The sequence below is a fragment of the Streptomyces sp. NBC_01471 genome (assembly GCF_041438865.1).
GTDB lineage: Bacteria > Actinomycetota > Actinomycetes > Streptomycetales > Streptomycetaceae > Streptomyces.
In genome coordinates, this window is the sequence record NZ_CP109450.1 from 6,999,524 (window position 1) to 7,012,909 (window position 13,386).

8 protein-coding genes are annotated in these 13,386 nt (G+C 72.4%); 7 read left to right on the forward strand and 1 reads right to left on the reverse strand.

What is annotated here, in order from left to right; all coding sequences use genetic code 11:
* The first annotated feature begins 50 nt into the window (after positions 1-50).
* The 5 genes from OG285_RS31455 to meaB all read left to right on the forward strand — a co-directional run bounded on the left by OG285_RS31455 (position 51) and on the right by meaB (position 9,984).
* Positions 51-833 carry a crotonase/enoyl-CoA hydratase family protein gene (locus OG285_RS31455; RefSeq protein ID WP_371792857.1) on the forward strand — a complete coding sequence of 261 codons (783 nt, stop codon included), beginning with the start codon at positions 51-53 and terminating at the stop codon, positions 831-833.
* Positions 834-991: 158 nt separating this feature from the next.
* Complete coding sequence (locus OG285_RS31460) at positions 992-4,696, forward strand: S8 family serine peptidase (protein WP_371792858.1); 3,705 nt, start codon at positions 992-994, stop codon at positions 4,694-4,696.
* A 198-nt stretch (positions 4,697-4,894) separates the two neighbouring features.
* Positions 4,895-6,784, forward strand: a complete 1,890-nt coding sequence (locus OG285_RS31465) for a methylmalonyl-CoA mutase family protein (protein WP_371792859.1) — start codon at positions 4,895-4,897, stop codon at positions 6,782-6,784.
* A complete protein-coding gene (scpA, locus tag OG285_RS31470) occupies positions 6,784-8,985 on the forward strand; it encodes a methylmalonyl-CoA mutase (protein ID WP_371792860.1) in 2,202 nt (733 codons plus the stop codon). The genes OG285_RS31465 and scpA overlap by 1 nt, the downstream gene beginning before the upstream one ends.
* Before the next feature lie 3 nt (positions 8,986-8,988).
* Positions 8,989-9,984 (forward strand): methylmalonyl Co-A mutase-associated GTPase MeaB, encoded by a 996-nt coding sequence (meaB, locus tag OG285_RS31475; RefSeq protein ID WP_356832385.1) that lies wholly within the window; start codon positions 8,989-8,991, stop codon positions 9,982-9,984.
* 31 nt (positions 9,985-10,015) lie between these two features.
* On the opposite strand, the gene OG285_RS31480 is transcribed toward meaB, so the two are convergent.
* Positions 10,016-11,413, reverse strand: a complete 1,398-nt coding sequence (locus OG285_RS31480; protein ID WP_371792861.1) for a hypothetical protein — start codon at positions 11,411-11,413, stop codon at positions 10,016-10,018.
* 195 nt (positions 11,414-11,608) lie between these two features.
* Between OG285_RS31480 and OG285_RS31485 the strand changes: the two genes are divergently transcribed.
* A complete protein-coding gene (locus OG285_RS31485) occupies positions 11,609-12,898 on the forward strand; it encodes a molybdopterin-dependent oxidoreductase (protein ID WP_371792862.1) in 1,290 nt (429 codons plus the stop codon).
* Positions 12,898-13,371, forward strand: a complete 474-nt coding sequence (locus OG285_RS31490) for a hypothetical protein (RefSeq protein WP_371792863.1) — start codon at positions 12,898-12,900, stop codon at positions 13,369-13,371. Before OG285_RS31485 ends, OG285_RS31490 begins: the two co-directional genes overlap by 1 nt.
* Positions 13,372-13,386: the final 15 nt, after the last annotated feature.

Below are 13,386 nucleotides of genomic sequence, written 5' to 3' on the forward strand. Positions count from 1 at the left end.
GGGCTGCTCGCCCGGATGGAACCCGGCCCAAACCAAGGAGTGTTGCCCGGATGACCGTACGCATCGAACGCAACGGACCCGTCACCACCGTGGTGCTCGCACGGCCCGAGGCGCGCAACGCCGTCGACGGTCCCACCGCTCTCGCGCTGGCCGACGCCTTCCGCGCCTTCGACGCCGACCCGGACGCGGCGGTGGCCGTGCTCTGGGGCGAAGGGGGCACCTTCTGCGCGGGGGCGGACCTCAAAGCCGTCGGCACCCCGCGCTGCAACACCGTCACCGCCACCGCAGGCGAAGGGGACGGGCCGATGGGGCCGACCCGGATGCGGCTCGGCAAGCCGGTGATCGCCGCTGTCTCCGGTCACGCGGTGGCCGGCGGACTCGAACTCGCGCTCTGGTGCGATCTGCGGGTGGCCGACGAGGACGCCGTGTTCGGGGTGTTCTGCCGACGCTGGGGCGTACCGCTGATCGACGGCGGAACCGTACGGCTGCCCCGCCTGATCGGTGAGAGCCGGGCGATGGACCTCGTACTGACCGGCCGCCCGGTCGGCGCGGCCGAGGCGCACGCGATCGGACTGGCCAACCGGGTGGTCCCCGCCGGCACCGCGCGGGCGGCCGCCGAGGAACTCGCCGCCTCCATCGCCGCGTTCCCGCAGACCTGTCTGCGCGAGGACCGCCTCGCGCTCCTGGAGCAGAGCGGTCTGTCCGAGGACGACGCACTGGACGGCGAACTGCGGCACGGCCTGATCTCGCTCACGCAGGCGCAGCGCGGAGCGGACGAGTTCGCCGCCGGGGCGGGGAGGCACGGATCGTTCGGTCCGCCGGCCGGCCGGTGACCAGCCGCTGACCTGCCCGCACGCCTCCGGCTGGCAGTTAGCCGCCATGGCGCCTATCCGCCAGCGCATTCGCCCCACGGCCGCCGCGGGCGCCCCGAGACTCTTCGCAGTGCCCGGGACCACCCCCTTCTGCCCGGGCTCACGGAGAGAGGGGCACCATGACCAGAGCACCTGCGTGGCGGAGAGCCAGATGGCTCTCCGCCGGACTCGCGCTCGTACTGCTCCCGGCAGGCCAGGCGCTCGCGGCGACAGGAGCGGGCAAGGCCCCGGCGCCGTCCCGCACCGCGCCGTCCGCCACCGCTCACGCGACGCACACCGTCACGCTGATCACCGGTGACCGGGTGACCGTCACCGATCTCGGCGGCGGGCGCAGCACGGTCGCCGTCGAGCGCCCGGAAGGCGCGACCGGAGCCGTCCGCAGCCAGACGTCCGACGGGCGGGTCACCGTGCTGCCCGACGAGGCCCTGCCCTATCTCCGCTCGGGCGTCCTCGACAAACGGCTCTTCGACGTCACGGGACTCATCGAGCAGGGACTCGGCGCGGGCAAGGCCGACGGACTGCCGCTGATCGTGACGTACGGCAAGGGGGTCCGCAGCGCCGCACCGCGTGGCGCCACGACCGTCCGGTCCCTGCCGAGCGTGGGCGGCGCCGCGGTGCGGGCCGCCTCGTCCGGCACCTTCTGGAAGTCGCTCACCGGTTCCCGCACCCGGCAGGCCGGTTCGTTCGCCGACGGGGTCGGGAAGGTCTGGCTCGACGGCCGGGTCAAGGCCGACATGGCCGAGAGCAACGCGCAGATCGGCACCCCCGCCGCCTGGCAGGCAGGGCTCACCGGCAAGGGCGTCAAGGTCGCGGTGCTCGACACCGGCGTGGACGCGGACCACCCCGACCTCAAGGGCCGGATCAGCGCGTCCAAGTCGTTCATCGCCGGTGAGGACACCACCGACCGCAACGGCCACGGCACGCACACCACATCGACCGTGGGTGGCAGCGGGGCCGCGTCCGACGGCAAGGAGAAGGGCGTCGCCCCGGACGCCGACCTGGCTGTCGGCAAGGTGCTCTCGGACGAGGGCTCCGGCACCGACTCCGAGATCATCGCGGGCATGGAGTGGGCCGCCAAGGACATCCACGCCAAGATCATCAGCATGAGCCTGGGCTCCCAGGAGGCCAGCGACGGCACCGACCCCATGGCCGCCGCGGTCAACACCCTCTCCAAGGACACCGGCGCCCTGTTCGTGGTCGCCGCCGGCAACACCGGCGCCCCGACCTCCATCGGCTCGCCCGGCGCGGCCGACTCGGCGCTCACCATCGGCGCGGTGGACTCCGCCGACCAGCCCGCGGACTTCACCAGCCAGGGCCCGCGGCTCGGCGACAACGCCCTCAAGCCCGACCTGTCCGCGCCCGGTGTCGACATCCTCGCAGCCCGGTCGCAGTACGCCGAGGGCAGCGGCTCGTACCAGACCATGAGCGGTACGTCGATGGCCACCCCGCATGTGGCGGGCGTCGCCGCCCTGCTCGCGCAGAAGCATCCCGACTGGACCGGGCAGCAGCTCAAGGACGCGCTGATGTCGACATCGAAGACGCTGCCCGACCCGGTGTACACGCTGGGCGCCGGCCGGGTCGACGTCCCCGCGGCCACCACCGCGAGCATCACCGCCACCGGCAGCGCGGACCTGGGCTTCTACTCCTGGCCGTACGAGGACGACAAGCCGGTCACCCGCACGGTGACCTACGCCAACTCGTCCGACGCACCGGTGACTCTGGCCCTCGCCGCCGAGGGAGCCGCCGACGGCGTCGTGAAGCTCGCCGACACGAGCCTGACCGTGCCCGCGCACTCCACCGCGCGGACCACCGTCACCGGTGACGGAGCCGGGGCGCCCGTCGGCGACACGTCCGGCCGGATCACCGCGAGCGTCGGCGGCAACGTTGTCGGGCACACCGCCTTCGGCCTCGTCAAGGAGGAGGAGCGGTACACCCTCACCGTCCACGTGAAGGACCGGGACGGCGCGCCGACCGCAGCCGACCTCGCCGTACAGGAACTGGCCCGGGGAACCGACCCGTACAACGCGGCCGTCGGTGACTCCGGCACCCTCACCCTGCGGCTGAAGCCCGGTACCTACTCGGTGGCGTCCTTCCTCGACGTACGCGGCGCCAAGGGCAAGGACTCGCTCGGTCTCGGCTTCCTCGCCGACCCGCAGATCGTCGTCGACCGTGACCGTGAGATCACCCTCGACGGACGCCAGTTGCACCAGATCAAGGCGCAGGTGCCCAAGCGCACCGAAACCCGTCAGCTGCTGATGGAGTTCGACCGCAAGGCGAACGGCGCCGACTTCGGCGGAGCGGTGCAGGTGCCGCTCACCTACGACAGTATTTTCGCCGCCCCCACCAGGAAGGTCACCTACGGAACCTTCGAGTACCGCACCGTCTGGCGCCTCGGCAAGCCCCTGCTCGAAGCGGTCGCGGGCGGCAAGCGGCTCGGCGACACCGTCGTACAGGGCGGCTCCACCCTCCTCGAAGGCCGCCACCGGGCCGGCGTCGCCGACCTCGGGACCGGGACCGCGGCCGAGTACCAGGGAAAGAACGTACGCGGCAAGGCCGTCCTGGTCCGCGCCACGGCCGGCGTCACCCCGCAACAGCTCGCCGCGGCCGCACAGCAGGCCGGCGCGGTCTCGCTCCTCGTCACTGACGACACCCCCGGGCGGCTGAGCACCTGGTTCGGTGCGGACGACGGGTCGGACATCCCGCTCCAGGTGGCGTCCGTGAACGCCGCGGACGGTGCCCTGCTGGCCGCGACCGCACGCCGCCACGGCACCGTGGAGCTCACCGGCACCCGCTACACGCCGTACGTCTACGACCTCTCCGACGGCCATCCGGGGGCGGTCCCGAAGGACCTGACGTACAAGCCGGGCAGGAAGGACCTCGCCACCCTGAACACGGCCTTCCACGCCGCCAAGCCCGTGGACGGCGGGGAGTTCCGCTACTCGATCACCGGTACCTTCCCGATCGGCTACGGATTCGCGGAGAGCACGCACTACCCGGCCGAGCGCACCGACTACGTCAGCACCGGCACCGGTCAGACCTGGATGCAGTCCGTCACCGCGGGCCCGACCTCGCTTGAGGAGCGCAGCGGTCTGGTCGCCTACAAGGGCGGCAGCCGCAGTGGACTGGACTGGTTCAAGCCCGTGCTGCACCCCTGGCTCGGTACCGGACTCGGCTGGGGCCAGCAGCGCACCGGGAACGACCTCCAGTTCAACACCCCGGGCTGGGGCGACTCCGGGCCCGACCACACCGGGTTCGGCGACGTCTGGAGCGACGACTCCATGACCCAGACCACCGATGTGTACGCCAACGGGGTCCAGGTCGACCACGCGACCAGCTCGGGAGCGTACGCCTGGGACGCCGACCCGGCCGAGACCACGTACAAGGTGGTCACCGACACCACGCGCTCCCCGGCCACCTGGGTGCTGTCCACGAAGGGCCACTCCGAGTGGACCTTCAGGTCGGCGGAGACCCCGGCGGACCGCGCCACCTATCTGCCGCTGCTCAACCTGGGCTTCGACGTCGACACCGACCTCGCTGGTGACGTCCGTGCCGGGCGGACCCTGCCGATCGGCATCAGCGCCGAGTACGTCAAGGGTGCCCCGGACACCGGGAAGATCACGTCGGGGACGCTGGAGGTCTCCTACGACGACGGCAAGACCTGGAAGTCCGTCGGGCTCAGCCCGGTCCACGGCGGTTCCGCCGCCTGGAAGGGTTCACTCCGGGTGCCCAGGGACGCCGGGTACATCTCGCTGCGCGCCTCCGCCACCGACAACAAGGGGGGTTCGGTGAAGCAGGAGATCACCCGGGCGGTGGGAGTGAAGTAGCAGGGGGAGCGCGGCGAAAAGGGGGAGCGGAGCGACGAGGGGGGGTGAAGCAGCCGGACAGCACATCTCCGGGCCATCGGCCCGGACCGGGAGCCCGGTACGGCGCAGGCCGTCCCGGGCTCCCGCACGGACGAGAGAGTCCAAGGTCACAGTGGTTCCCTCAACTGCACACCTGGCCCCCTCGCCTAGCATCTGAGCATGACGGTCCTGCCCGACAACGGGTTCCCCCTGGCCGCCGGATTCCCGCATGCGACCCATGAGCAGTGGCAGCGCCTTGTGGAAGGTGTGCTGCGCAAATCGGGTAAGGATGTCCCGGGTACGGCGGCGGAAGCAGCGCTCTCCACCGAACTTGACGACGGTCTGGTCGTCCAGCCGCTCTACACCGCGCCGGACGGCGGCGGACTCCCCGGGGCAACGGGGCTCCCGGGGTTCGCCCCGTTCACCCGTGGCAGTACTCCGGCCGGCCGCGTGGCCGGCGGCTGGGACGTACGCCAGCTGCACAGCCGGCCCGATGCCTCGCGCACCAACGGGGCGGTGCTCGCGGACCTGGAGAACGGCGTCTCCTCCCTCTGGCTCACCGTGGGCGAATCGGGCGTCCCGGTGGCCGGGATCGGGACGGCTCTCGAAGGCGTCCACCTCGACCTGGCACCGGTCGTCCTCGACGCGGGCGCCGAATTCGACGCCGCCGCGCGGGAATTGCTGCGGCTCTTCGAAGAGCGCGGCGTCACCCCCGACGAGGCGCTGGGCACCCTCGGCGCGGACCCGCTGGGCCACGCGGCCCGTACCGGCGCCTACGACGCCGTGGCCGGGCACACCGCGCAGGCCGTCGCGCTCGCCGAGCTGTGCCACCAGCGGTACCCGCAGGTGCGGGCGCTCGTCGTGGACGCGCTGCCGTACCACGCGGCGGGCGGATCGGCGGCGCAGGAACTGGGGTGCTCGCTCGCCACCGCGGTGGCGTACCTCCGCGGACTCACCGGCGCCGGACTCGATGTGGCGGCAGCCTGCGGACAGCTGGAATTCCGCTACGCGGCCACCGCCGACCAGTTCCTGACGATCGCGAAGCTGCGCGCGGCGCGCCGCCTCTGGGCCCGGGTGGCCGAGGCGAGCGGCGCCCCCGGGGCCGGGGCGCAGCGCCAGCACGCCGTGACCTCCCCGGTGATGATGGCGCGGCGCGACCCGTGGGTGAACATGCTCCGTACGACGGTCGCCTGCCTGGCGGCCGGTACCGGCGGCGCGGACGCGGTGACGGTGCTGCCGTTCGACCACACGCTGGGCCTGCCGGACGACTTCGCCCGCCGTGTCGCCCGCAACACGTCGACCATCCTGGTCGAGGAGTCCCATCTGGCGCGGGTGGCCGACCCCGCGGGCGGCTCCTGGTACGTGGAACGGCTCACCGACGAACTGGCGCAGGCGGCCTGGAAGTGGTTCCAGGAGATCGAACGCGCCGGTGGCCAGGAGCAGGCCCTGCGGTCCGGGCTGATCGCCGGACGCCTCGCGGCCACCTGGGAGCGGCGCAGCGAGAAGCTGGCCCGGCGGAGCGAACCGGTCACCGGCGTCAGCGAGTTCCCCCAGCTCGTCGAGCGCGCCGTCGTCAGGGACCCCGCGCCCGCCGCCCCCGGCGGCGGCCTCCCCGTGGTCCACCGCGACGACGCCTTCGAAGCGCTGCGGGCCCGCTCGGACGCCCATCTGGCGGCGACCGGCGCCCGCCCGCGGGTGTTCCTCGCCGCACTCGGTCCCGCCGCCGCGCACACCGCGCGGGCCACCTTCGCCGCCAACCTCTTCCAGGCAGGCGGCATCGAACCGGTCCACGGCCCGGTGCCGGGAGCCCCGGGCACGGCCGCCGCGGCGTTCGCCGGGGCGGGTACCACCCTCGCCTGCGTCTGTTCGAGCGACGCGGTCTACGCCGAACAGGCGCCGGAGACCGCCACCGCACTGAAGGCAGCCGGAGCACGGCAGGTGTTCCTCGCCGGCCGCCCCGGAGACCGGCGGGACGAATATCTGGCCGCCGGCGTGGACGAGTTCGTCTTCGCCGGAGGAGACGTGGTGGCCGTACTGACCTCCGTCCTCGACCGTATGGGAGTGGCGTAATGCAGATCCCGGACTTCACAGAGACCGAACTGGGGCCGGGTGCCTCCGCCGGGGCCACCGAGGAGCAGTGGCGGGCGGCCGTGAAGGAGTCCACCGGCCACAGCGTCGACGAGCTGGTGTGGCAGACCCCCGAGGGCATCCCCGTCAAACCGCTCTACACCGGCCAGGACACCGAGGGACTCGACTTCCTCGCCACCTACCCGGGGATCGCGCCCTACCTCCGCGGGCCGTACCCGACGATGTACGTCAACCAGCCCTGGACGATCCGTCAGTACGCCGGATTCTCCACCGCCGAGGAGTCGAACGCCTTCTACCGCCGTAATCTGGCGGCCGGTCAGAAGGGCCTCTCGGTCGCCTTCGACCTGCCGACGCACCGCGGCTACGACAGCGACCACCCGCGCGTCACCGGCGACGTCGGCATGGCGGGCGTCGCGATCGACTCGATCTACGACATGCGGCAGCTCTTCGACGGCATCCCGCTGGACCGCATGTCGGTCTCCATGACCATGAACGGTGCGGTGCTGCCCGTCCTGGCGCTGTACATCGTCGCCGCCGAGGAGCAGGGCGTACCGCCGGAGAAGCTCGCCGGGACCATCCAGAACGACATCCTCAAGGAGTTCATGGTCCGCAACACCTACATCTATCCGCCGAAGCCCTCGATGCGGATCATCTCCGACATCTTCGCGTACACCTCGCAGAAGATGCCGCGCTACAACTCCATCTCCATCTCCGGCTACCACATCCAGGAAGCGGGCGCGACGGCCGACCTGGAGCTCGCCTACACGCTGGCCGACGGAGTGGAGTACCTGCGGGCCGGTATCGCCGCCGGTATGGACGTCGACTCCTTCGCGCCGAGGCTCTCCTTCTTCTGGGCGATCGGCATGAACTTCTTCATGGAGATCGCGAAGCTGCGCGCGGCCCGGCTGCTCTGGGCCAGACTGGTCAAGGAGTTCGACCCGAAGAACGCCAAGTCCCTCTCGCTGCGCACCCATTCACAGACCTCCGGCTGGTCCCTCACCGCGCAGGACGTCTTCAACAACGTGACCCGCACCTGCGTCGAGGCGATGGCAGCCACCCAGGGCCACACCCAGTCGCTGCACACGAACGCACTCGACGAGGCGCTGGCCCTGCCGACCGACTTCTCCGCCCGGATCGCCCGCAACACCCAGCTGCTGCTCCAGCAGGAGTCGGGCACCTGCCGGGTCATCGATCCGTGGGGCGGCAGCGCGTACGTCGAGAAGCTCACCCACGATCTGGCGCAGCGCGCCTGGCAGCACATCGAGGAGGTCGAGGCGGCCGGCGGCATGGCGCAGGCCATCGACGCGGGCATCCCCAAACTCCGGGTGGAGGAGGCGGCCGCCCGCACCCAGGCGCGTATCGACTCCGGACGGCAGCCCGTCGTCGGCGTCAACAAGTACCGGGTGGAGACGGACGAGGAGATCGACGTACTCAAGGTCGACAACTCCTCGGTGCGCACCCAGCAGGTCGCGAAGCTGAAGCGGCTGCGCGAGGAGCGCGACGAAGCGGCCTGCCAGGACGCGCTGCGGGCGCTGACCGCCGCCGCCGGCCGCGACCCGGGCCCGGACCTCGACGGCAACCTGCTGGCGCTCGCGGTCGACGCCGCGCGGGCGATGGCCACCGTCGGTGAGATCTCCGACGCCCTGGAGAAGGTCTACGGGCGGCACGCGGGACAGATCCGTACCATCTCCGGTGTGTACCGGACCGAGGCAGGGGAGTCGCCCTCCGTGGAGCGGACGCGCCGGCTGGTGGACTCCTTCGAGGAGGCCGAGGGGCGCCGTCCGCGCATCCTCGTCGCCAAGATGGGCCAGGACGGCCACGACCGCGGCCAGAAGGTGATCGCCACCGCCTTCGCGGACCTGGGCTTCGACGTGGACGTCGGCCCGCTCTTCCAGACGCCGGGCGAGGTGGCACGGCAGGCGGTCGAAGCGGACGTGCACATCGTCGGGGTCTCCTCGCTCGCCGCGGGGCACCTCACGCTGGTCCCCGCCCTGCGGGAGGAACTGGCGGCCGAGGGCCGGGAGGACATCATGATCGTCGTCGGCGGGGTCATCCCGCCCCAGGACATCCCGGCCCTGCACGAGGCCGGCGCCGCCGCTGTCTTCCCACCGGGAACCGTGATCCCGGACGCCGCGTACGACCTGGTGGTCCGGCTCGCCTCCGCACTCGGCCACGAGCTGTAGCGGATGGCACTCCACATCGATCCCGACCGTTACGCCCAGGGCGTCCTGGACGGGTCACGGGCCACCGTCGCACGGGCCATCACGCTCGTGGAGTCCTCCCGGGCGGACCACCGGGCCCTCGCCCAGCAGCTCCTGACCGCGCTGCTCCCGCACTCCGGGACAGCACGCCGGATCGGGATCAGCGGGGTGCCCGGCGTCGGGAAGTCCACCTTCATCGACGCCTTCGGCACCATGCTCACGGGCCTGGGCCACCGGGTGGCGGTGCTCGCCGTCGACCCCTCGTCCAGCAGGACCGGCGGCTCCATCCTGGGCGACAAGACCCGGATGGAGCGGCTGGCCGTGGACCCGGCGGCCTTCGTCAGGCCCTCACCGACCGCGGGCACCCTCGGCGGGGTGGCCCGTGCCACCCGGGAGGCCATGGTCGTGGTGGAGGCGGCCGGCTACGACGTCGTCCTGGTGGAGACCGTAGGCGTCGGCCAGTCCGAGACCGCGGTGTCGGACATGGTGGACTCCTTTCTGCTGCTCACCCTGGCCCGCACCGGCGACCAGCTGCAGGGCATCAAGAAGGGCGTCCTGGAGCTGGCCGACGTCATCGCCGTCAACAAGGCGGACGGCCCCCACGAACGCGACGCGCGCTCGGCCGCCCGCGAACTGGCCGGCGCGCTGCGGCTGATGCACCCGGCCGACGCCGCGTGGACGCCGCCGGTGCTCAGCTGCAGCGCCCGGGAGTCGCTCGGTCTCGACACCGTGTGGGAACGGCTCGAACAGCACCGCAAGGTCCTGGACGCGTCCGGCGGGCTGGCCGCCAAACGGCGTGACCAGCAGGTCGACTGGGCCTGGACGATGGTGCGCGAGGGGCTGCTGAAGGAGCTGCACGACCACCCCGACGTCAGGCGGCTCGCCCCGCTGCTCGAACAGGAGCTGCGCGGCGGCACCTTGACGCCGACCCTCGCCGCCGAGCGGATCCTCGGCGCGTTCCGGGGGACGGCACCGGGCTGAGAGGCGGTTGCTGTGGTGCTGCCGCCGCTGCTCACCACATGGTGAGCAGCAGGTGGTTGACCAGCAGGGCGAGCACCGCCTGGGCCGTCAGCCAGCGGCGCCGGTCCGCGGCCGGGAGCAGAGCCGCCGCGGGCAGCATCCACAGCGCGAAGGGAATCCAGATGCGCTCCGTCTCCGCCTTGCTCATGCCCGACAGATCAGCGATGAGCAGCGCGAGAAGGACGGCCAGGACCAGCATCCCGAGCCGGTCGGCAGCGCCGTCCCGCGCCCCGCGCCAGCGCCGGACCGCATCCGGGACCGAGGCCCCTGCCCTCCGCAGCCCGGCCACGGACGCCAGACCGGTGATGACCACGGTGCAGGCGAGGTTGCCCCACACCCAGTAACTCTGCGGCCGGTCCCCTCCCACGCCCTGGTAGTAGCGCTCCACCAGCAGGCCGTACGCCTCCCACCAGTTGAAGCCCGCGAGCGTGAACGTGAGCGCGACGAGAGCGACTCCGGCGAGCGCGGGTGCCAGCGGCCGTGCGTTGCGGGCGAGGAGGAGCACCATGACGGCGGGCACCGCGAACAGGGTCAGCCCGTACGAGAGATAGAGGGCCCAGCCGAAGAGCAGTCCCGCCGCCAGCGCGACGAGTGCGGGGGCGCGCACCGTACGGGTGGCAGCCAGGGCGAGCAGCGCGACCGCCCAGGCGGCGACCGCCGCGAAGTAGCCGTCGGCCGATGTCCCGATCCAGACCGCGGCGGGGGCCAGGACGAGGAAGGGCGCCGCCCGGCGCGCGGTCCGCTCGCCGGTCAGCGCCCGCAGGGCCACGAGCACGGCGACCGCCGCCGATCCGCCGACCGTGATGCACCAGACGCCGGCCCATCCACCACCGCCCAGGCCGATCCTGTCGAGCCAGACGAAGGTCAGGGTGGCGCCCGGCGGGTGCCCCGCCACGTGCGCGGGCCAGTTGTGCGGGTGGCCGATCAGGATGTGCTGGTCGAAACCCCGCAGCGTCGGTCCGATGTGCGTGAACCGGTCGATGACGCTGAGGTACTCGTTCCTGTTCGTGAGCCGGTTCGCGACGCCCCGCTGCCAGCCGTCGACCAGGGCCAGTGACCAGATCCAGGCCATCGACGCGGCGAAGGCCACGGGCGTCAGCGCCCGCCAGGACAGCCGGTCCGCGAGCACCGGGCCGTAGCCGATCACTCCGGCCGCGGCGGCGATGGCCGCAGGCGTGCCCGGTCCCAGATGCGGGAGCCAGTCGGCCAGCAGCGGCGGCCACGCCACGTGCAGGGTCCCGTCGGCGTTCTGAATGACGGTGCCGACGACGGCGGCAGCGGCGACGAGCAGCGCTCCGGCGATCGCGGCGATGACGTCGGGGCGCCGTCCCCGGCGCGCCCGGGACACGGGGTCGGCGGATTTCTCGGCGAGGGGGGCGGGGGCTGTCACAGGCCCACGCTAGGCCGCCGGCAGGCGCGAAGCACCGAAGCGACGCCGCCCGTCACCGAACCGTCAGATCTTCTCGCCGGGGCCGCCCGACGTCAGAGTTTCGTCATCGGTTCCGGGCCCCGCAAGGCCGCTGTACCGGCTTAACGTCGGGGCGCGGCTGTGGACGACCACCGCCGGAACAGTCCGGGAAGTGCCATGCGCGCCAAGCAGAATCCCCCGCAGATCCTCTCGCCCGCCGCACCCGGGTTCTGGCGCAGTCCGCTGCGCGGGCCGTGGCTGACGGCGCTGCTCGGCCTCGTCCTGCTGGGCGGTATCACCGTGCTGGTCGTGACGGGCCTGCTGTCCTACGCCGCCTACAACCCGGATCTCGCCCCGGTCAACGACAAGACACCGGGCAAGGGGCTGCTCGGCTTCTACCTCTTCGCGTGGCCCACCGACCCGCACTGGCTCTACCGCCTCACCCAGGGCGTGCACGTGACGCTCGGCGTCGCGCTCGTCCCGGTGCTGCTGGCCAAACTCTGGTCCGTCGTCCCGAAGCTCTTCGCGCTGCCGCCCGCCCGGTCGGTGGCCCACGCACTGGAGCGGATCTCGCTGCTGCTGCTGGTCGGCGGGGTGCTGTTCGAGTTCGCGACCGGTCTTCTCAACGTCCAGCTCGACTACCTCTTTCCCGGGTCGTTCTACGCGCTGCACTTCTACGGGGCGTGGGTGTTCACCGGCGCCTTCGCCGCGCATGTGGCCCTCCGCCTGCCCATGGCGGTGCGGGTGCTGCGCGAGCGGGGGCTGCGGGCGCCGCTGCGGGAGCCCGCGGCCGGGCGGCAGGAGCCGCCCGACGGCTCCGGCCTGGTCACGCCCCGCCCGGCTGCCGCGACGCTCTCCCGGCGCGGTCTCCTCGGGCTGGTCGGCGGCGGCTCCCTCCTGCTGCTCGCCGTGACGGCCGGCCAGAGCATCGGCGGACCGCTGCGCCGGGTGGCGCTGCTCGCACCGCACGGCGGCGGGGAACCCGGGCACGGCCCGAACGGCTTCCAGATCAACAAGACCGCGGCGCTGGCGGGCATCAGCTCCCGGGACACCGGGGACGGCTGGCGGCTGGAGGTGCGGGGCCCCGGCGGCTCGGTGCGCCTGACGCGGGAGGAGCTGCTGCGCCTCCCGCAGCACGGCGCGCACCTTCCCATCGCCTGTGTGGAGGGCTGGTCGACACCGGACCAGGACTGGCAAGGGGTGCGGCTGCGGGACCTGGCCGCCCTGGTCGGCGCGGCTGACCGGCCGCCGGGAGTGCTCGTACGGTCCTTCCAGCGGCACGGTTCCTTCCGGGCGGCGGCGCTGCGGGACAACCAGGTCCGCGATCCGCGCTCGCTGCTGGCACTGCGCGTCAACGGCGCCGATCTCTCGCCCGACCACGGCTACCCGGCACGGATCATCGTCCCGGCCGCCCCGGGGGTGCTCAACACCAAGTGGGTGGCCTCGCTGACCTTCGGGGAGCTGTGATGCGGCGGTTCGAGCGCTGGTACGGGGCAGGTCCGCTGCAGCTCGTGGTGCTGCTCGTCTCCTTCGCGGTGGCGGGATACGCGGGGATGCGGCTGCTGGCGGGCGACCGGCTCGGCATCGTCGTCTGGTTCGCCGGTGCGGCACTGGTGCAGGACCTGGTGCTGATCCCGCTCTACTCGCTGGCCGACCGGGCCCTGCGGGCGCTGCCCGGCGTGGTCCGCGGGGAGTGGATCAACACGCTCAGGGTGCCCGCGGCGCTGTCCGGACTGCTGCTGCTCGTCTGGTTCCCGCTGATCCTCGGCCCGCCGGAGCGCTACGGGCGGGCCACGGCGCTGCCCGGCGGGGTGTTCCTGATCCGCTGGCTGTTCATCACCGCGACCCTCTTCACCTGCGCGTTCCTCTGGAGAGCTACGAGGTCTCTGCGCCGATCGTCGGTTACGGCATTCGGGGCATATCGTAGGAAAGAGAAATAAATCTGGCACTAGGTG

Excerpts from the sequence above, each read along its gene's own strand:
- OG285_RS31460 (WP_371792858.1), top strand. The coding sequence starts at position 992 with ATGACCAGAGCACCTGCGTGGCGGAGAGCCAGATGGCTCTCCGCCGGA.
- meaB (WP_356832385.1), top strand. The coding sequence starts at position 8,989 with ATGGCACTCCACATCGATCCCGACCGTTACGCCCAGGGCGTCCTGGAC.
- OG285_RS31465 (WP_371792859.1), top strand. The coding sequence starts at position 4,895 with ATGACGGTCCTGCCCGACAACGGGTTCCCCCTGGCCGCCGGATTCCCG.
- OG285_RS31490 (WP_371792863.1), top strand. The coding sequence starts at position 12,898 with ATGCGGCGGTTCGAGCGCTGGTACGGGGCAGGTCCGCTGCAGCTCGTG.
- scpA (WP_371792860.1), top strand. The coding sequence starts at position 6,784 with ATGCAGATCCCGGACTTCACAGAGACCGAACTGGGGCCGGGTGCCTCC.
- OG285_RS31455 (WP_371792857.1), top strand. The coding sequence starts at position 51 with ATGACCGTACGCATCGAACGCAACGGACCCGTCACCACCGTGGTGCTC.
- OG285_RS31485 (WP_371792862.1), top strand. The coding sequence starts at position 11,609 with ATGCGCGCCAAGCAGAATCCCCCGCAGATCCTCTCGCCCGCCGCACCC.